The organism is Streptomyces sp. NBC_01384 (assembly GCF_045040035.1).
Classification (GTDB): Bacteria; Actinomycetota; Actinomycetes; order Streptomycetales; family Streptomycetaceae; genus Streptomyces.
Map to the genome: position 1 here is coordinate 5,796,889 of NZ_CP109559.1, position 18,551 is coordinate 5,815,439.

Genomic DNA, 18,551 nt, shown 5'->3' on the forward strand with positions numbered 1-18,551 from the left:
CATGCGGGTCGAAAGGGTTCCCGCGCTGGTCGGGCCGTCAGCCGTTCGTGCCGGGCTGATGGCGCTGCCCGTCGTCAGCCTGAGGCTGTTGAGTCCTGTTCCGCCCCTCGTGATCGCCCCGCGTCGACGCTCCCGCGCGGACTGGGCCGCCTTCGGCGCGTTCAGCGCCGTGCTGGTGGCGTGGGTCATGCAGCTCACGCCCGAGACCACCCATGTGCTGGAGTTCGCCGACGACCGGCTTCTGATCCTGGCGTCGATGGCCGGCGCGGCCGTGCACGCCTGGACGGTCTGGCCCCGGCGCGTCGGACACTAGCGGCGCACCGGGCGCACCGGGCGCACCGGGCGGACAGAAGAACGAAAGTACGGGAACCACGTGGTCAAGCGGGTCAGACAGGTGCCGCAGGCGCAGCGCGCGAAGGCGGCGCACGACGCCACGAAGGAGTCGCGGCTCGCCGTCGGCGTGCGGACCGTACTCGAGTGGCCGCGGGCACTGGGCGGCCGGGTGATCGCGATGGTGGCGGCCGCCGTGATGGTGGTGGCCGCCGTCGCCGTCACCGGGTACTTCCTCTCCCGCGCCGACAGCACGGAGCGGCAGCTGCCCGACACCCCGGCCCGGCACTACAAGGACGTCGACGCCTGTCTGCTGACCGGCAAGGACGGGACAGCGGCCGGGACCACCGCGGCGGAGGTCTGGCAGGGCATGCAGGACGCGTCCCTCAAGACGCACGCGCGCGTGAGCTACGTACCGGTGACCGGTGAGCAGTCCGCGGCCAACGCGCGGCCGTACCTCGACGGTCTGCTCCAGCGCTCCTGCGACGTCGTCCTCGCCGCCGGAAAGCCCGAGGTCACGGCCGCCGCGCAGGCGGCACCGCGGTATCAGAAGGTCGGCTTCGTGCTGGTGGGCGACGGCGGGACCGGGGCGACGAACGCCAAGAACACCAGCGCCAAGAACATCACCGTGGCCCACACCGGCGACGGACTGCGCGCCGAGGTCGCCGGGGTCGTCGAGCGCGAGGTGAACGCACGCGGTTAGCGGTCGGCTGTACGGCGGGACGTGACCGGGTCGTACGGCCGGACGGTGGTCGTCCCGTGCGGCACGGGAGCCGCGGCGGTACCTGAAGTCTCCGCGAATCGTTGGTCGAATGGCTGGCCGAGAGCCGGGCCACTGCCTACCATCGATCACCGCAAGACTTTGTGCACCGTCGCACAATCTCCTCGGGAGGTTTCCTTGCACCGCCGCCGTCGCACCGCGTTCGTCCTTTCCGCCGCGATCGTCGCCGCGGCCCCCCTTCTCACCGCGTGCGGCAGCGAGGCGCACCCAGGCGCCGCGGCCGTCGTCGGCGGTCAGCGGATCACGGTCGCACAGTTGGAGAGCCGGGTGAGCGAGGTGCGCTCGGCGCAGCGGGCCGCCGTCAAGAACGAGGCCCAGTACGAGCAGGTCGTCGCCAAGACCGGGAGCCTCACCCGCGACACCCTGCACACCATGGTCCTCGACCGCGTTCTTGACCAGGCGGCCAAGGACGCGGGTGTGACCGTCTCCCGCAAGGACACCCAGCAGCTGCGGGCCGGGCTGGAGCGGCAGGTGGGCAGCGCGAAGGGGCTGGAGACGGCCTGGCTCCAGCAGTACGGGGTGGCGCCCCAGCGTCTCGACGACAACCTCCGTACCGAGATCGAGGCCCAGAAGCTCGCCGCCGCGCTCGGCGCCGACATGAACACCACCGAGGGCAAGGCCACGTTCTGGAAGGCCATGTCCGAGGCCTCCAAGAAGCTGAACGTCGACCTGAACCCGCGCTACGGCGCCTGGGACGTCCAGAAGAGCAGCCGCGTCGACGCGAAGACGCCGTGGCTGCGGGAGGTCACGTCGACGGGGACGCAACAGACGACGTAGTAGGCGGGCCAGGCCCCGGGGCGGGTCTGTGGGGCTGTGGGGCTATGGATAAACGGGCGGGCTGTGGATAAGTGACTCGACCGCCCGTCGCCCTGTGGATAACTTCCGGGACGGTCGGCGGCGTGGGTTACGTTCGTGGGGTGAACGCAACCAGCTCCGACGCCACCGCCCAGGCCCCCACCCCTGGCCGCATCGTCCTGCTCACCACCAGCCACCGCGTCGCGCCCGGACTGCTGTCCTGGCCCGCCTGGCAGGTGCTGCGCGCCGCCGACCAGGTGCTGTGCGCGGACGGCGCGCATCCGCAGCTGCCGTATCTGCGCGAGGCGGGCATCACCGTCGACGAGGCGTCCCCCGACGCCCAGGACCTGGTGGACGCCTGTGCCGACGGCCGCACGGTGGTCGTCGTCGCCACCGGCGAGGGCGAGCCGCGCCTCACCGACGGCCTGGCCCGGCTCGCCGGCTCCGGCCGCATACAGATGCCGGACCTGGAGCTGCTCCCCGCCTCTTACGACCTGCCGGGCGCCCGTCTCCTCGACCTCGTCCAGGTCATGGACCGCATTCGCGTCGAGTGCCCCTGGTCGTCCCAGCAGACCCACAAAGGTCTCGCGAAGTACGGGATCGAGGAGGCGTACGAGCTCGTCGAGGCGATCGAGGAAGGTGACCGGGACGAGCTCAGGGAGGAGCTCGGCGACGTCCTGCTCCAGGTGGTCTTCCACGCCCGGATCGCGGAAGAGGACGTGGAGACTCCCTTCTCCATCGACGACGTGGCCGGCGGCATCGTCGCCAAGCTGATCCACCGCCACCCGCATGTCTTCGGGGACGAGACGGCCACGACCCCCGAGGAGGTCAAGGAGCACTGGCTGCGCACCAAGGCCGTGGAGAAGCGGCGGACGTCCGTGACGGAGGGGATACCACTGGGCCAGCCGGGCCTGGCCCTCGCGGCGAAGCTGGCCTCACGGGTGCGCACGGCGGGACTCGAGGTCGAAGTGCCGCGCGGCGAAGGCGTCGGCTACGAGCTGCTGGCGATGGCCGCGCGGGCGGAGGCCGAGGGCGTGGACCCGGAGGCGGCGTTGCGGGCGGCTGCGCGGGCCTACCGGGACGCGATCCGGGCGCGGGAGTCTGCCGGGGCGGCCGATGACGACTGAGGGCCGGGGCGAGGGCGAGGGCGAGGGGCTGGTTCATGGGCCTGCTGCCCGAGGCCTGTTGCCCGAGGGCTGCGAGGCCGCGAGGCTGTCGGGCTGTCGGGCTGTGGGGTCGAGGGGCTGACGGCCGGCTGATTGGCCTGTTCGCCCGCCGTCGGCCGGGCGTGCCGGGCCCCGTTCCCGGCGCCACGCCGGGTGATGCGCCACGCTGCTTAACAGCCCGGGGCCTGATGGTTCAGGTTCATGGCCTGTCGCTGTGAAGGCCGGGGTCTGATCGCTCGTGGACCCGCTGCCCCGGAGACGGGGTTACGCGCTCGGGGCGCGGCTCGCCGGGTTGTGCCAGTTCGGTTGAGGCCGGCCGAGGAGCCACTCCGCCGCGCCCAGCGGGCGGGGACGGGCCTCTCCGGTGGGGGCCAGGAGGTCGCGGTAGATCCGTTCGGGCGGGGTGCCGAGGGTGGGGAGGACCTCGGTGATCTCCTCGACGAGCTGGGGCGGGCCGGCGACGTAGACGTCGTGGCGGGTCCAGCCGGCGCGGTTGCCCAGCGCGGTCAGCAGCCGTTCGGTGGCCTGGGTCCTGGGGCGGCCGGGAGCGGGGGTGATGAAGGTGACGGCGAGGCGCGGCAGCCGGGCCTGCAGGCGTTCCACGGCGGAGCGGTCGTAGAGGTACGAGGTGTCGCGGGCGACGAGGAACAGCCGGGCCTCGTGCGTGGTCTCGTGCGTGGCGTCGAGCTGTTGCAGCAGAGCCTTGACGGGGGCCCAGCCGGTGCCGGCCGCGATGAAGGTCAGCGGGCGTTCCGCGGGCGCCCGCAGGGTCAGTCCGCCGCCGGGCGCGCCGAGCCGCAGGACGTCACCCTTCCGGGCCTGCCGGACCAGGGCGGTGGACAGCACCCCGTCCTCGACCTGACTGATGTGCAGGTCGACGGTGTGGTCGGCGCGGGGTGCGTTGCCGAGCGAGTACGGGCGCCAAATGCCGGGCAGGTGGGGGACGTTGACGCTGACGTACTGGCCGGGGCGGTAGCGGAGCCGGTGGTGCGGGCGCAGGGTCAGTACGACGAGGTCGTCGCTGTGCCGGGTCCGGGACACGACCTCGGCGTCCCACCAGGGCGGTTCGCCCCCGCGCTGTGCCTCCCAGGCGCCCTGGAGCATGACGTTCGCGATCGCCCCGTACGCCTCGGCCCAGGCCTTCTCGGCCTCCGCGTTCCACGCCGACCCCGCGACGACGGCGAACGCGGCGATCAGGCTCGCCCCTACAGCCGCGTAGTGCTCCGGCTCGGCCAGATACTTGCGGTGGTCCCGCCCCAGCTCCCGTAAGTACCCCGGCAGTGCCGGGTCCTCCAGTCGTTCCAGCACATACGTGAGTGCCGCGAATAACCGGTCCCGCTGTCGTTCCATGTCCTCAGGGAAGTCCAGCGGGAAGAGCCCGCGGACGTCCGGATGGTGCCGGAAGAGATGCGAGTAGAAGTACTTGACCGCGAACTCGGCCCGTCTCTCGACGACCGCGAAGCTGGATCTGAGTATTTCGGGGTCCACGGCGCGAATTTAGGGAGCGGGCGTTCCATGGAGTCAAGGAGAGGGAGATTTAAGGATAGTCTGGGGTGAAAGGGTTATTGGCGGGCGAATGCCGGAAACCGCCGCGGCCGGTGACCGGGAGGGACCACCCCAGCGAGCTGATCCACACCTGTCAGGCGGCCGTGAATTCCACGGGGAGGTTTCGCAGCCCACGCATGATCAGACCGCCTCGCCAGCGCAAGTCCGCGGGATCGGCGGCAAGCCGGAGGTCGGGCAGACGGCGCAGCAAAGTGGCCAGAGCGGTGCGGCCTTCGAGACGGGCGAGCGGGGCGCCGATGCAGTAGTGGATGCCATGTCCGTAGCCGAGGTGCTGGTTGTCCCTGCGAGTGAGGTCGAGCGTGTCCGGTTCGTCGAAACGCGCGGGATCGCGGTCGGCAGCGGCGAGGACCACGAGTACGGGATCACCCGAAGCGATTCGTTGTCCACCCATTTCGAGGGCTTCGGTCGCGTAGCGCCAGGTGGCCAGCTCGACAGGACCGTCGTATCGGAGAAGCTCTTCGATGCTGGTATCGAGCAGTTCCTGTTCGCCACGCTCGATCGACTTCTGTAGTTGCGACCGTTGCTCCGGGTTGCGCAGCAGCGCATACGTGCCATTGCCGATGAGGTTGATAACCGTCTCAAAACCGGCGAACAACAGTACGAAACACATGGCCGCGGCTTCGTTCTCGGTGAGGTGCTCGCCGTGGTCGGAGGCGCGGATGAGCCCGGAGATGAGGTCTTCGCCGGGGCCGGGGTTATCCGGGAGAGCCTCCCGCTTGCGGTGGATCAGCTCCGCGAGATAGGCGCGCATCTTCTTGACCGACCGGGCGACACCGCCTCTCGGCCCTCCACCGTGCCGGATCATCATCCCCGCCCAGTCCCGGAAGTCGTCCTGGTCCTCGCTGGGGACACCGAGCAGGTCGCAGATGGTGTAGATGGGGAGGGGGAACGCGAACTCGTGGATGAGGTCGGCACTTCCGGTCTGCGCGAACTGGTCGATGAGGCGGTCGGTCAACTCTTGGACGCGGGGGGCGAACTCGGCGACGCGACGGGGGGTGAACGCCTTGGAGACGAGCCGCCGGAGCCGCGTGTGGTCCGGCGGGTCGATGTTGAGCAGGTGGGTCATGAGGTTGGCGCTGCGCTCGCCGGGGATGCCCGTCTTGCTCTTGCCGCGGGCGTCGTCGGAATGGTGCACGGGATTCTTGGAGAGCCGCTGGTCGGCGAGCGCCTGTTTGGCGTCCGTGTACCGAGTCACAAGCCACGCCTCGACACCGCTGGGAAGTGTGGTGCGGTGCACGGGTGAATGCTCGCGGAGCGATGCGTAGGCAGGGTAGGGGTCGGCGGCGAACTCCCAGGTGAAGAGTTCAGGTTCGAAATGTGGGGCGTTCACGGGGTGACGGTACCGGGAGTCACGTTGCGTTGCGTGGGCGAGGACTCCGACGGATGGCTTGACCAACATCCGGAAGTCACCGTCTATGAGTCCTACGTGGACGAAGCCGTGTCCGGGGCCATGGAGAGCCGACCCGAGATGGACCGTCTCGTCGCTGACGCACACCAAAAGCGCTTCAACCGCGTCCTCGTCCCCCAGGGTCGACCGCGCGTGTCGGAGGCAGGCCGGAGGTGCGTCGGAGCCGTGCCGGGGGCTGTCGCAAACCTGACGCATCATCAACTCTGTGATCTTCACGTGATCTGCGCTGCATCGACTTGTGACAAGTGATCGGGTGCGGATACGTTCACTCGTCAACGCGGCTCATCCGCCGCGTAGTCACCTGCTGTCACGCGAAAGGCTTCCGCATGCTCTCCGGGAACGGCCGCCATCGTCGCCCCCGTCAGGCCCCGGCCCTCATCGTCGCGGCAGGAGTGACCGGATCGGCGATCGCGATCCCGTTGCTCGGTGCCGCGAGCGCGCACGCGGCCGACGGCACCACCTGGGACCGGGTCGCGGAGTGCGAGAGCGCCGGCCAGTGGAGCGCCGACAGCGGCAACGGGTACTACGGCGGGCTCCAAATGAGCCAGGCCGACTGGGAGAAGTACGGCGGCCTCAAGTACGCGCCGAGCGCCGACGAGGCCAGCCGCTCGCAGCAGATAGCCATCGCCGAGAAGGTGCTCGACGGCCGGGGTCTCGTCGCCTGGCCCACCTGCGGACCGCTCTCCGGACTCAGCAAGAAATCCGGTGACGTCGCGGTCGACACGGGCGTGGCGAACGACTCGTCGAGCACACCCGATGCGTCGAGCTCGTTCAGCTCGTCCAGCTCCACGAACTCGACGAACTCGACGAACTCGACGAAATCATCGAGTTCGAAGGGTTCGTCCACTTCGTCTGGTTCATCTGGTTCGTCCGGTTCATCAGGCGACGCGTCGCCGTCCGGTTCGCCGTCATCCGATTCGTCTTCATCTGACTCGCCTTCGTCCGTTTCATCCCCGAATGCGACCGAGAGCACGACGAAGGCCGCGACCGGCGACACCCAGGGAACCGACAGCTCGGCCACGGATGGGACGAAGAGCAGCGACTCGGACAACTCCGGGCAGAACGATGACTCTTCGACTACGTCCGAGGGTGCGACGACCGGCGCCGGACGTCACCGCGGCGGCAGCGCCGACGAGAGTGCGACCGACAGTCTGCTGGACGGTCGTACCGACGACGCCTCCGGCCGGCATGCCTCCCGCGACTCCGGTGTGTCCCGTGAGGTCATCGACGGTTTGTACGTCGTTCGTATCGGAGACAGCCTCTGCACCATCGCCGACGCCCTTGATCTCGAAGGCGGATGGACCGAGTTGTACGACACGAACAAGAAGACCGTCGGCGTCGACCCGAACCTCATCCTTCCCGGTCAGAGCCTTGCAGTTGGTGCTCAATCGGGCGAAAAGTAGGGGCAGTTCACGTCATGGTTCGTCGTGGAATGTCCGGTTTGGCGCGAGTGAGATATGGATCTCAAAGGCCCTGATCGTCTTTGGAATTCACCGGATCGACTGCTTACGGTCATCACCGCTCGCCACAGCGGGCCCCGACGGTCGCAACGCCGAATCCTGCCAACGGCCGCACGGGAACAGTCGACGCGTCAGCGCCGTAGGCAGGAGCGGGGGACCCAAGGTAAGCGCCGCGCCCGGTAGTTGACCGGAGCGGCTTGGGGTGAAGCCGTGCGCCCAGAGCGCACGGCCGGGCACTCACCCGCCCGAACCCGACAGCTCACCTCGCAGGCGTCGGTGAGGGGATCACTCCATGCTGCTTTCCAGCAAGGGCAAGCACCGCCGTCCGAACAAGGCCACCCGTATCGCCACGCTCGCCGGTGTCACCGGCATCGCCATCGCCGCCCCGCTGATGGCGGCCGGCAGCGCCTCCGCCGCCACCACCTCCGAGTGGGACACCGTCGCCCAGTGCGAGTCCGGCGGCAACTGGTCCATCAACACCGGTAACGGCTACTACGGCGGTCTGCAGTTCTCGGCCTCCACCTGGGCCGCGTACGGCGGCACCGCGTACTCCTCCACCGCCGACCAGGCCTCCAAGTCCGAGCAGATCACCATCGGCGAGAAGGTCCTCGCCGCGCAGGGCAAGGGCGCCTGGCCGACCTGCGGCACGGGTCTGTCGAGCGCCGCGTACACCGGTGGTGCGAGCGGCACCCCGTCCAGCCCGTCCACCCCCTCCACCTCTTCGGGCTCTTCCAGCTCGGCGAGCGCCGGTACCACCCGGTCGGCGGACACCGCGGCCTCCCGTTCGGCGACCCGCCCGGCCGTCGAGAAGACCGTGTCCACCCCGACCGGCAAGAAGGTCAAGAAGGGCGACGGCGCGTACAAGGTCGTCAAGGGCGACACCCTCGGCTCGATCGCCGAGAAGAAGAAGGTCAAGGGTGGCTGGCAGCAGCTGTTCAAGCTGAACAAGGACATCATCGACGACGCGGACTTCATCTACCCGGGTCAGCAGCTGCACCTCGGCTGATGATCGGCAGCTTCGCCCCAGCTGAATGACAGGTCCCTCATAGAAGGGGTCTCCACACTGGAGACACCGATGAGGACCACCCCCCGTCCCCACGGGCCCCCCGCTCCGGTGCGTGTTCCCCCGTACGCACTGGAGCGGGGTTTTTTGTTTCCGTTTTTGTTCCGTTCTGAAACAATGTGTACGTTCAGTTCTGCCCAAAGGGTGGGCGACCGGCTGGCCGATCCCCCCGGGGCGGTTAGGCTCATGTCGCGGAGTCATCACAGGTTCCGCGTTACCCGCGTCACATCCCAGAAGGAGATGCTCGTGCCGTCCATCGACGTCGTCGTAGCCCGGGAAATCCTGGACTCCCGAGGCAACCCCACGGTCGAGGTCGAGGTCGGCCTCGACGACGGCAGCACCGGTCGTGCCGCCGTCCCGTCCGGCGCCTCCACGGGGGCCTTCGAGGCCATCGAGCTCCGTGACGGTGACCCCAACCGTTACGGCGGCAAGGGTGTCGAGAAGGCCGTCCTCGCCGTCATCGAGCAGATCGGCCCGGAGCTCGTCGGCTACGACGCCACCGAGCAGCGCCTGATCGACCAGGCGATGTTCGACCTGGACGCCACCGACAACAAGGGCTCCCTCGGCGCCAACGCCATCCTCGGCGTCTCGCTCGCCGTCGCGCACGCCGCTTCCGAGGCGTCCGACCTCCCGCTCTTCCGCTACCTGGGCGGCCCGAACGCGCACCTGCTGCCCGTTCCGATGATGAACATCCTGAACGGCGGCTCGCACGCCGACTCCAACGTGGACATCCAGGAGTTCATGATCGCCCCGATCGGCGCGGAGTCCTTCTCCGAGGCCCTGCGCTGGGGCGCCGAGGTCTACCACACCCTCAAGAAGGTGCTGAAGACCAAGGGTCTGTCCACCGGCCTGGGCGACGAGGGCGGCTTCGCCCCGAACCTGGAGTCCAACCGTGCCGCGCTCGACCTCATCCTCGAGGCCATCAAGCAGGCCGGTTACATCCCCGGCGAGCAGATCGCGCTCGCGCTCGACGTCGCCGCGTCCGAGTTCTACAAGGACGGCAAGTACGAGTTCGAGGGCAAGTCCCGCTCGGCCGCCGAGATGACCGAGTACTACGAGGAGCTCGTCTCCGCGTACCCGCTGGTCTCCATCGAGGACCCGCTGTACGAGGACGACTGGGCCGGCTGGAAGGTCATCACCGACAAGCTGGGCGACAAGGTCCAGATCGTCGGCGACGACCTCTTCGTCACCAACCCGGAGCGCCTGGCCCGTGGCATCGAGGAGGGCTCCGCGAACGCCCTGCTCGTCAAGGTGAACCAGATCGGCTCGCTGACCGAGACCCTGGACGCCGTAGAGATGGCCCAGCGCAACGGCTTCAAGTGCATGATGTCCCACCGCTCCGGCGAGACCGAGGACGTCACCATCGCCGACCTCGCCGTCGCGGTGAACTGCGGTCAGATCAAGACCGGCGCCCCGGCCCGCTCGGACCGTGTCGCCAAGTACAACCAGCTGCTGCGCATCGAGGAGATCCTCGACGACGCCGCGGTGTACGCGGGCCGCTCGGCGTTCCCGCGGTTTCGCTCTGCGAACCAGTAAGCACAGCAAGGGCTGACCTCGGCAGGGCCGAGCCATGGCCATCGGCAGGGCCCATCCTTAGCCAGTCGTACGTACGTCCCCGTACTCGGTCCCGTACCGTGTGCGGGGACGTACGCACATGACGGGACCGTAGTACTGGGGAGGCGGGACTCATGGCCGGGAAGGACAGGGACCGGTTCTCCACCGCGACCAGGCTGCGGCTGCTCGGCGAGCAGACGGCGGCCCGGGTCTACCGCTCGCAGACCAAGCGGCAGGCCCGCCGCTCGCGGCTGACGGGCCGCGCCGCGCTCCTCGCTCTCGTACTCTGTTCCTTGATCGTGGCCCTGGCCTACCCGATAAGGCAGTACGTGTCCCAGCGCGCCGAGATCGCCGATCTGGAGCGCCAGCGGGAGCAGGCCCGCGCGCGGGTCGAACAGCTGCGTGACCTGAAGGCGCGCTGGCAGGACGACGCGTACGCGAAGCAGCAGATCCGGGAACGGCTGCACTATGTGATGCCGGGCGAGACCGGATACGTCGTGATCGACCCGACCGCGGCGAAGCAGTCGCGTACGAACCCGGGGGTGGCAGCCCGCCCCTGGTACGCCAATGTCTGGGACGGCGTCGACAAGTCGGACCGCTCCGACCGCTGACCCGACGAACCGGTGAACTGGTGAACCGACGAACTGGTGAACCGGTGAATTGATGAAGAAAGAGACTTGAGCACAGGCATGGAAACGCCCCCGCCGCCCACCCCGCGCACCGAGCCGACCGACGCGGACGTCGAGGCATTCAAGCAACAGCTCGGCCGGCCGCCGCGCGGGCTGCGTGCGATCGCGCACCGCTGTCCCTGCGGTCAGCCCGACGTGGTCGAGACGGCGCCCCGGCTGCCCGACGGTACGCCGTTCCCGACGACGTACTACCTGACGTGCCCGCGGGCGGCCTCCGCGATCGGCACGCTGGAGGCAGGCGGCGTCATGAAGGAGATGACGGAGCGGCTGGCGACCGATCCCGAGCTGGCCGCCGCGTACCGGGCCGCCCACGAGGACTACATCGCGCGTCGCGACGCCATCGAGGTGCTGGAGGGCTTCCCGAGCGCGGGGGGCATGCCGGACCGGGTGAAGTGTCTGCACGTACTGGTGGCGCACTCCCTGGCCGCGGGGCCGGGAGTGAACCCCCTCGGGGACGAGGCGATCGCGATGCTGCCGGAGTGGTGGGCCAAGGGCCCGTGTGTGATGCCGATGCAGACTCAGGAGGACATCCTGAAGCTCGGTGCCAACGGAGGCGGGTTCTTCGGTCTGGACGAGACGGACAGGGAGGACGACAAGTGACCCGTGTCGCCGCCATCGACTGCGGTACGAACTCCATCCGGCTGCTCGTCGCCGACGCGAACCCTGAGACGGGTGAACTCGTCGAGCTGGACCGGCGGATGATCATCGTCCGGCTCGGTCAGGGCGTCGACCGCACCGGACGGCTCGCCCCCGAGGCGCTGGACCGCACCTTCGCGGCCTGCCGCGAGTACGCGGCGATCATCAAGGAGCGCGGCGCGGAGCGGCTGCGCTTCGTGGCGACCTCCGCCTCGCGCGACGCCGAGAACCGGGACGAGTTCGTCCGCGGTGTGCTGGACATCCTGGGTGTCGAGCCCGAGGTCATCACCGGCGACCAGGAGGCCGAGTTCTCCTTCACGGGGGCGACCAAGGAACTGACGGGCCGGGACGACCTCGCCAAGCCGTATCTGGTCGTGGACATCGGCGGCGGGTCCACCGAACTCGTCGTCGGCGACGACCACGTACGCGCCGCCCGTTCCGTGGACATCGGCTGTGTACGGATGACCGAGCGGCACCTGGTGCACGACGGGGTGGTGAGCGACCCCCCGACCCCCGCTGAGATCGACGTCGTCCGCGCCGACATCGAGGCGGCCCTCGACCTCGCCGAGCAGACGGTCCCCCTGCGCGAGGCCCATACCCTCGTCGGCCTCGCCGGTTCGGTCACCACGGTCTCGGCCATCGCGCAGAACCTCCCCGAGTACGACTCGGCCGCCATCCACCACTCGCGTGTCCCGTACGAGAAGGTCCGTGAGATCACCGAGTCGCTGCTGGCCTCCACCCACGCCGAGCGGGCCGCGATCCCCTCGATGCACCCGGGGCGTGTGGACGTCATCGCCGCCGGGGCCCTCGTACTGCTCTCGATCATGGAGCGGATCGGCGCGGAGGAGGTCGTGGTGAGCGAGCACGACATCCTCGACGGGATCGCGTGGTCCATCGCGTGAGTCGCGTGAGTCGCGTGAGTCGCGTGAGTCCTGTGCGTCCCGGCAGGGCGTGTGGGGCTCCCGCGTGGCAGCTCCGACGAGACTTTGCTACCCACTGGTAGCCTCTCCTGAGCAGGTCGGATAACGTATGAGCGCGCCCAGAGGGCCATCCGGACCCTCTCGGCGACACGCCGCCGGAAAACTTCGTGAAGTTCTTCACAAGGAATTGGACCCTGTCGAGGGGCGGCTGGGCCGCTCGGGTGCTCTCGGGGGGCTCACCGGGCTTGGGAGCGTGCTCGGCGGAGCGTTCCGGGAGTGTTTCCGGCGGGTGAAGCGGAGGGGCGGTTCGACCCCTTTGGGCGCCGGGAGCGGCAGCTCACAGGGTGTTGACAGCGGTACGCAGTACACGGTGGTTCCCCTCCGCCGCCATGACCTGGGGCACGTGGGCCGCGCAGTGTAGCAGAGGGCATGCCCAAGCTTGTGAAGGGGCGCACGAGCGACCCTCTAGGGGCGGGTGGATACTCGATGGCATGAGCACCACGGAGCGTCCCAGGATCCTCGTAGTAGGCGGTGGGTACGTAGGCCTGTACGCAGCTCGGCGCATTCTCAAGAAGATGCGCTACGGCGAGGCGACCGTCACGGTCGTCGACCCCCGGTCGTACATGACCTACCAGCCCTTCCTCCCCGAAGCCGCCGCCGGCAGCATCTCCCCTCGGCACGTCGTCGTCCCGCTGCGACGCGTCCTGCCGAAGGCGGAGGTCCTCACCGGTCGGGTCACCACCATCGACCAGGACCGCAAGGTCGCCACGGTCGCCCCCCTCGTGGGCGAGGCGTACGAGCTGCCTTTCGACTACCTCGTCATCGCGATGGGCGCGGTCTCCCGCACCTTCCCGATCCCCGGCCTCGCCGAACAGGGCATCGGCATGAAGGGCATCGAGGAGGCCATCGGTCTGCGCAACCACGTCCTTGAGCAGCTCGACAAGGCCGACTCGACGACCAACGAGGACATCCGCCGCAAGGCGCTCACCTTCGTCTTCGTCGGCGGTGGTTTCGCGGGTGCGGAGACCATCGGCGAGGTCGAGGACATGGCCCGCGACGCGGCGAAGGACTACACCAACGTCTCCCGCGAGGACATGCGGTTCGTCCTCGTAGACGCCGCGGACAAGATCCTTCCCGAGGTCGGCCCCAAGCTCGGCCAGTACGGCAAGGAGCACCTGGAGAGCCGCGGGGTGGAGATCTACCTCTCCACGTCCATGGACTCCTGCGTCGACGGCCACGTCGTTCTGAAGAACGGCCTCGAGGTCGACTCCAACACGATCGTGTGGACGGCCGGCGTCAAGCCGAACCCCGTCCTCTCCCGCTTCGGCCTGCCGCTCGGCCCGCGCGGTCACGTGGACACCCAGACCACCCTCCAGGTGCAGGGCACGGACTACATCTGGGCCGCCGGCGACAACGCCCAGGTGCCGGACGTCGCCGCCCGCAAGGCCGGTGTCGAGAACGCCTGGTGCCCGCCGAACGCGCAGCACGCGCTGCGTCAGGCGAAGGTCCTCGGCGACAACGTGGTCTCCGGTATGCGGGGCTTCCCGCAGAAGGAGTACTCGCACGCCAACAAGGGCGCTGTCGCGGGTCTCGGCCTGCACAAGGGCGTCGCGATGATCGTCATGGGCAAGACGAAGATCAAGGTCAAGGGTCGTCTCGCCTGGTACATGCACCGTGGCTACCACGGTCTGGCCATGCCGACCTGGAACCGGAAGATCCGCGTCTTCGCGGACTGGACGCTCGCGATGTTCCTCAAGCGTGAGGTCGTCTCGCTCGGTGCCATCGAGACTCCTCGCGAGGAGTTCTACGAGGCCGCCAAGCCGGCGCCGGCCGCCGCCGCCCCGGCTTCCGTCGCCAAGACCGAGGAGAAGGCCAAGGCCTCCTGACCTCCGGTCACCCGCCCGTCCCGAAGGGGCCTTCCGCCATCCGTGGTGCGGGGGGTCCCTTCGGTGTTCGGGGCCACCCAGGGCTCCTCGCCCCCTGGACCCCCGCGTCGGCCTGAAGATGCGGACCCGCGCGCGAAAAAACATGGCGGGTACAGGCATTTTGCCCAGCTGTAACGCGGAAGGGGGACTGCGCACGAGGCCAGTTGGTGTTTACGTGGTGTTGGAGCGTTCGGGAGTGTTGTCTCGGAGGTGTACGCCATGCAGGACGCCGCGCCGCGGCTGAAGAGCCTTGTCGAACAGTTGCTGGGGGCCCCGCTCCCGCTGCGCATCCGCGCCTGGGACGGTTCGGAAGCCGGCCCTCCCAACGCCCCCGCCCTCGTCGTGCACAACCGGCGCGCCGTACGCCGACTGCTGTGGAAACCGGGCGAAGTGGGCCTCGCCCGGGCCTGGGTCGCCGGGGACCTCGGAGTGGAGGGCGACCTTTACACCGCCCTCGACCTGATGTCGGGATTGGTGTGGGAACGGGGGGAGGACGCCCGAGGGGTCGCGGAGTCCCTGCGCGACCCGCAGGTACGGGCCGCCGTGCGCGGCCTGGTGAAGATGGGCGGCCTCCCGCTGCCGCCCGCCCCGCCCCAGGAAGAGGCACGCAGGCGCCGCCGCCGCCTCCACACCAAGCGCAGCGACCAGAGCGCCATCACCCACCACTACGACGTGGGGAACGACTTCTACGAGATCGTCCTCGGGCCCTCGATGGTCTACTCGTGCGCCTACTGGCAGGACGGCGGCACCCTCGAGGACGCCCAGCGCGACAAGCTCGAACTCATCTCCCAGAAACTCGCCCTGAGGCCGGGGCAGCGGCTTCTCGACATCGGCTGCGGCTGGGGCTCGATGGCGATTCACGCCGCCCGCGAGCACGGCGTCAGCGTCGTCGGGGTCACGCTGTCGCACGAGCAGGCCGCGTACGCCCGTAAGCGGGTCGCGGACGAGGGGCTGACCGACCGGGTGGAGATCCGGGTGCAGGACTACCGGGACGTCGAGGACGGGCCGTACGACGCGATCTCCTCCATCGGCATGGCCGAACACGTGGGCGCCGAGCGCTACCTGGAGTATGCCGAGGTGCTCCACCACCTTCTGAAGCCCGGTGGGCGGTTGCTGAATCATCAGATCGGGCGGCGGCCCCAACGGGATGAATCGGCCTACGCCGTCGACGAGTTCATCGACGCGTACGTCTTCCCCGACGGCGAGCTCGCGCCCGTCGGCACCACCGTCACGCAGCTCGAACGCGCCGGGTTCGAGGTCCGTGACGTCGAGTCGATCCGCGAGCACTACGCCCTCACCCTCCGCAGCTGGGTCACCCACCTGGAGGCGCAGTGGGCGCGGGCCGTAGCGCTCACCAGCCCGGGTCGCGCCCGCGTCTGGCGCCTCTACATGGCGGCCTCCGCGGTCGCCTTCGAACGCAACCGCATCGGCGTCAACCAGGTGCTGGCGGTCCGGACCCCGGGGACCTCGGGGGCCTCCGGGATGCCGCTGCGGGCCAGGACCTGGAACCCCGCCCGCTGACAGCGGCCCGCCGACGACCGGGGCCCCGTTCCGGTCCGGACGCAGTTGGCGCGTCCGCTGCGGCCGGGTAGGCGACCGTGGGAATGTGACACTCTCCGCGCGAGTGTCACATTCCCCGGGCCATACACCGTGGCCCTCGGCGCACCGGCTCACGTAACCGGTCCCCGGCTACTCCCGTCCCCGGCTACTCCGACTTGATCGCCGTCAGCATGTTCAGACGGGCCGCCCGGCGGGCCGGCCACAGCGCGGCCAGTACGCCGACCGTCCCCGCGAGGAGCAGGAAGAGGGCCATCCGGGCCCAGGGCAGGACCAGTTCGTACGTCGACATCTTGCTGCCGATGAGTTCGCCGGCCGCCCAGCCGAAGAACACGCCCAGGCCGATGCCGAGCACGCCGCCGAAGAGCGAGATGACCAGGGACTCCAGTCGGACCATCCGCTTGATGCCCTTGCGGTCGAGGCCGATCGCGCGGAGCATCCCGATCTCCTGGGAACGCTCGAAGACCGACATGGCCAGGGTGTTGATGACACCGAGGACGGCGACGATGACCGCCATCGCGAGCAGGCCGTAGAGCATGTTCAGGATGAGGGTGAACATCGCCGCGATGCCGTTGGAGATGTCCTTCTTGTCCTGGACCTGGATGGCCGGGTTGTTGCCGAGGGCCTTCTCCAGTTTGTTCTTGGTCGCGTCGGACGTGCCGCTGGACGTCTTCAGCATGACCTGCATGTCGGAGGCGTCGGTCTGGTGCGGCGAGAGGGTCGCGTTGTCGAGCATGATGCCGTTGATCATCTCGTTGCCCTGGTAGACCCCGGCGACGGTGAGGTGCTGCTTCTTGCCGTCCTCGTACGAGACCGTGAAGTCCGAACCGGCCTTCCAGCCGTGCGACTTGGCGGTGTCGTCGTCGACGACGACCTGGGTGCCGCCGACCTTGAAGGCGCCCTCGTCGAGTGTGAGGTCGGTGAGCTTGGCGATGGACTTGCCGTTGACGCCCGTCAGGTACTCGGTCGTGCCGTCGATGCGTGAGGGCGCGTTGCGCAGGGAGCTGGTGTCGGTGACCGAGTCGAGGCCTGCGAGGGTCTTCTCGACCTCAGGGGAGAGGGGGCTGCGGTTCGCCATCGACACGACGTAGTCCGCCTTGATCGCGGAGCTGGCCATCTTGTCGATCGACTTCTGCAGGCTGCCCGCCATCACCGTCATCCCGGTGATCAGGGTGAGTCCGATCATCAGGGCGGAGGCGGTGGCGGCCGTACGGCGCGGGCTGCGCACCGAGTTCTGGCGGGCCAGCTTGCCGGAGACCCCGAAGACGCGGAGCACCGGGGCCGCGGCCGCGATCAGGGGGCGGGAGAGCAGCGGGGTCAGGACGAAGACGCCGATGATGAGCAGGACCGCGCCGAGGCCCATCGGGGCCTGGCCGTCCGAGCCGCTCATGGTCGTCGCGTACAGGACGACGGCGACACCGGCCGCGGCGAACACGGCGCCGATCGTGTTCCGTACGACCAGGGTCTTCGTCGTGGCCTGTGCGTGCACGCTGCTCATCGCGGCGACCGGCGGGATCCTCGCGGCGCGGCGGCCGGGCAGCCAGGCGGCGAGCATGGTGATGAGGATGCCGACGAGCAGGGCCGTGGCGACCGTGCCGGGGGAGATGATCAGCGGGCCGTCCGGGACGGTCGCGCCGAGCGAGCCCATCAGCGAGCGCATGCCCGCGCCGATGCCGATGCCCGCGACCAGACCCGTCACCGCCGCGACCGCGCCGACGACGAAGGCCTCGACGAGCACGGACCGGGTGACCTGGCGGCGGGAGGCGCCGACGGCGCGCAGCAGGGCGAGTTCCCTGGTGCGCTGGGCGACCAGCATGGTGAAGGTGTTGGCGATGATGAACGTACCGACGAACAGCGCGATGCCCGCGAAGACCAGCAGGCCGGTCTTCATGCCGCTCATCGCGGAGGCGATCGCGCTCGCCTGGTCGTCGGCGAGCTGCTTGCCGGTGATGGTGGAGGCGACGTTCTTCGGGACGACCTGGTCGAGGGCGCCGCGCAGGGCGGTCTGGCTGGTGCCGGAGGCCGCCTTCACATCGATCTCGTCGTACTCGCCGACCCGGTGGAAGAACCGCTGCGCGGTCGCCGTGTCGAAGAGGGCGAGGCTGCCGCCGGCGGCGACGTTGCCGTCGTCGGTGGTGAAGATGCCGACGACGGTGGGGGTGAGGACGGGGCCGTCGACGGACAGCCGTACGGTGTCGCCGACCTTGTAGCCCGCGCGCTTCGCGGTCTCCGAGTCGATCGCGACCTCGTTCTTGCCCTTGGGCGCGTGCCCGCTGGTCAGCGGGTAGCGGGCGTCCTTGCTGCCCCAGTAGTTGCCGCCTTGCGACTGGAAGCCGCCGCCGACGAGCTTGCCGTTCTTGTCGGCTATGGCGGTGAAGCCGTTCACGACACCGACGGTGGTGCCGGCGCCGGGGACCTTGGCGGCTTTGGCGAGCAGTGCCTGCGTGAGCTTCTGCTCCTTGCCGACCGTGTCGCCCTTGTCTTCCTGGCTCTCGGGCTGGATGGCGACGTCGACCTGGTCGAAGCCCTTGGCGGAACTCTTCTGGTAGGCGTCCGAGATGGTGTTGGTGAAGACCAGGGTTCCCGAGACGAACGCCACGCCGAGCATCACGGCGAGCACGGTCATCAGGAGCCTGGCCTTGTGCGCGAGCACGTTGCGCAAGGCGGTACGGAACATGGGGTTTTCTCAGTCCAGGAGGGT

Annotated in this window: 16 protein-coding genes, 1 pseudogene and 1 riboswitch; of the genes and pseudogenes, 13 read left to right on the forward strand and 4 right to left on the reverse strand. The window is 69.1% G+C overall.

From position 1 onward, the window contains the following. The first annotated feature begins 1 nt into the window (after position 1). From OG747_RS26760 to OG747_RS26775, 4 genes are all read left to right on the forward strand, one after another. A complete protein-coding gene (locus OG747_RS26760; RefSeq protein WP_405881951.1) occupies positions 2-313 on the forward strand; it encodes a hypothetical protein in 312 nt (103 codons plus the stop codon). 60 nt (positions 314-373) lie between these two features. Then, on the forward strand, positions 374-1,033 hold the full coding sequence (locus OG747_RS26765) for a hypothetical protein (protein WP_405881952.1): 660 nt from the start codon (positions 374-376) through the stop codon (positions 1,031-1,033). Between the two features lie 195 nt (positions 1,034-1,228). Next, the gene (locus OG747_RS26770) at positions 1,229-1,888 is read left to right on the forward strand and encodes a SurA N-terminal domain-containing protein (RefSeq protein WP_405881953.1); all 660 of its coding nucleotides are present in this window, start codon (positions 1,229-1,231) and stop codon (positions 1,886-1,888) included. Between the two features lie 122 nt (positions 1,889-2,010). Further along, positions 2,011-3,033 carry a nucleoside triphosphate pyrophosphohydrolase gene (locus tag OG747_RS26775; protein ID WP_405881954.1) on the forward strand — a complete coding sequence of 341 codons (1,023 nt, stop codon included), beginning with the start codon at positions 2,011-2,013 and terminating at the stop codon, positions 3,031-3,033. A 303-nt stretch (positions 3,034-3,336) separates the two neighbouring features. On the opposite strand, the gene OG747_RS26780 is transcribed toward OG747_RS26775, so the two are convergent. Further along, a complete protein-coding gene (locus OG747_RS26780; RefSeq protein ID WP_405881955.1) occupies positions 3,337-4,560 on the reverse strand; it encodes a globin domain-containing protein in 1,224 nt (407 codons plus the stop codon). Positions 4,561-4,711: 151 nt separating this feature from the next. Further along, on the reverse strand, positions 4,712-5,968 hold the full coding sequence (locus OG747_RS26785; protein WP_405881956.1) for a cytochrome P450: 1,257 nt from the start codon (positions 5,966-5,968) through the stop codon (positions 4,712-4,714). 404 nt (positions 5,969-6,372) lie between these two features. Here OG747_RS26785 and OG747_RS26790 point away from each other — a divergent pair. After that, positions 6,373-6,660, forward strand: a pseudogene (locus OG747_RS26790) (transglycosylase family protein); the annotation flags it as partial. Here OG747_RS26790 and OG747_RS26795 read toward each other — a convergent pair. Continuing rightward, positions 6,570-7,067 (reverse strand): hypothetical protein, encoded by a 498-nt coding sequence (locus tag OG747_RS26795; RefSeq protein ID WP_405886101.1) that lies wholly within the window; start codon positions 7,065-7,067, stop codon positions 6,570-6,572. The pseudogene OG747_RS26790 and the gene OG747_RS26795 overlap by 91 nt on opposite strands. Positions 7,068-7,254: 187 nt before the next feature. Here OG747_RS26795 and OG747_RS26800 point away from each other — a divergent pair, with 187 nt between their 5' ends. The 8 genes from OG747_RS26800 to OG747_RS26835 all read left to right on the forward strand — a co-directional run bounded on the left by OG747_RS26800 (position 7,255) and on the right by OG747_RS26835 (position 15,814). Then, positions 7,255-7,449 (forward strand): hypothetical protein, encoded by a 195-nt coding sequence (locus OG747_RS26800; RefSeq protein ID WP_405886102.1) that lies wholly within the window; start codon positions 7,255-7,257, stop codon positions 7,447-7,449. Between the two features lie 182 nt (positions 7,450-7,631). Further along, a riboswitch (cyclic di-AMP (ydaO/yuaA leader) is annotated at positions 7,632-7,794 on the forward strand. A gap of 4 nt (positions 7,795-7,798) precedes the next feature. Next, complete coding sequence (locus OG747_RS26805) at positions 7,799-8,512, forward strand: transglycosylase family protein (protein ID WP_405881957.1); 714 nt, start codon at positions 7,799-7,801, stop codon at positions 8,510-8,512. Between the two features lie 297 nt (positions 8,513-8,809). Next, complete coding sequence (eno, locus tag OG747_RS26810; protein ID WP_405881958.1) at positions 8,810-10,105, forward strand: phosphopyruvate hydratase; 1,296 nt, start codon at positions 8,810-8,812, stop codon at positions 10,103-10,105. A gap of 152 nt (positions 10,106-10,257) precedes the next feature. Further along, positions 10,258-10,734 (forward strand): septum formation initiator family protein, encoded by a 477-nt coding sequence (locus OG747_RS26815; protein WP_405881959.1) that lies wholly within the window; start codon positions 10,258-10,260, stop codon positions 10,732-10,734. A gap of 78 nt (positions 10,735-10,812) precedes the next feature. After that, positions 10,813-11,412, forward strand: a complete 600-nt coding sequence (locus OG747_RS26820; protein ID WP_405881960.1) for a DUF501 domain-containing protein — start codon at positions 10,813-10,815, stop codon at positions 11,410-11,412. Then, positions 11,409-12,350 (forward strand): exopolyphosphatase, encoded by a 942-nt coding sequence (locus tag OG747_RS26825; RefSeq protein ID WP_405881961.1) that lies wholly within the window; start codon positions 11,409-11,411, stop codon positions 12,348-12,350. The genes OG747_RS26820 and OG747_RS26825 overlap by 4 nt, the downstream gene beginning before the upstream one ends. Positions 12,351-12,859: 509 nt before the next feature. Continuing rightward, a complete protein-coding gene (locus OG747_RS26830) occupies positions 12,860-14,254 on the forward strand; it encodes an NAD(P)/FAD-dependent oxidoreductase (RefSeq protein WP_405881962.1) in 1,395 nt (464 codons plus the stop codon). Between the two features lie 258 nt (positions 14,255-14,512). Beyond that, positions 14,513-15,814, forward strand: coding sequence for a class I SAM-dependent methyltransferase (locus tag OG747_RS26835; RefSeq protein ID WP_405881963.1), 1,302 nt, complete (start codon positions 14,513-14,515; stop codon positions 15,812-15,814). Positions 15,815-15,998: 184 nt separating this feature from the next. Here OG747_RS26835 and OG747_RS26840 read toward each other — a convergent pair whose 3' ends face one another. Further along, positions 15,999-18,527, reverse strand: coding sequence for an ABC transporter permease (locus tag OG747_RS26840; protein ID WP_405881964.1), 2,529 nt, complete (start codon positions 18,525-18,527; stop codon positions 15,999-16,001). Between the last annotated feature and the right edge of the window lie 24 nt (positions 18,528-18,551).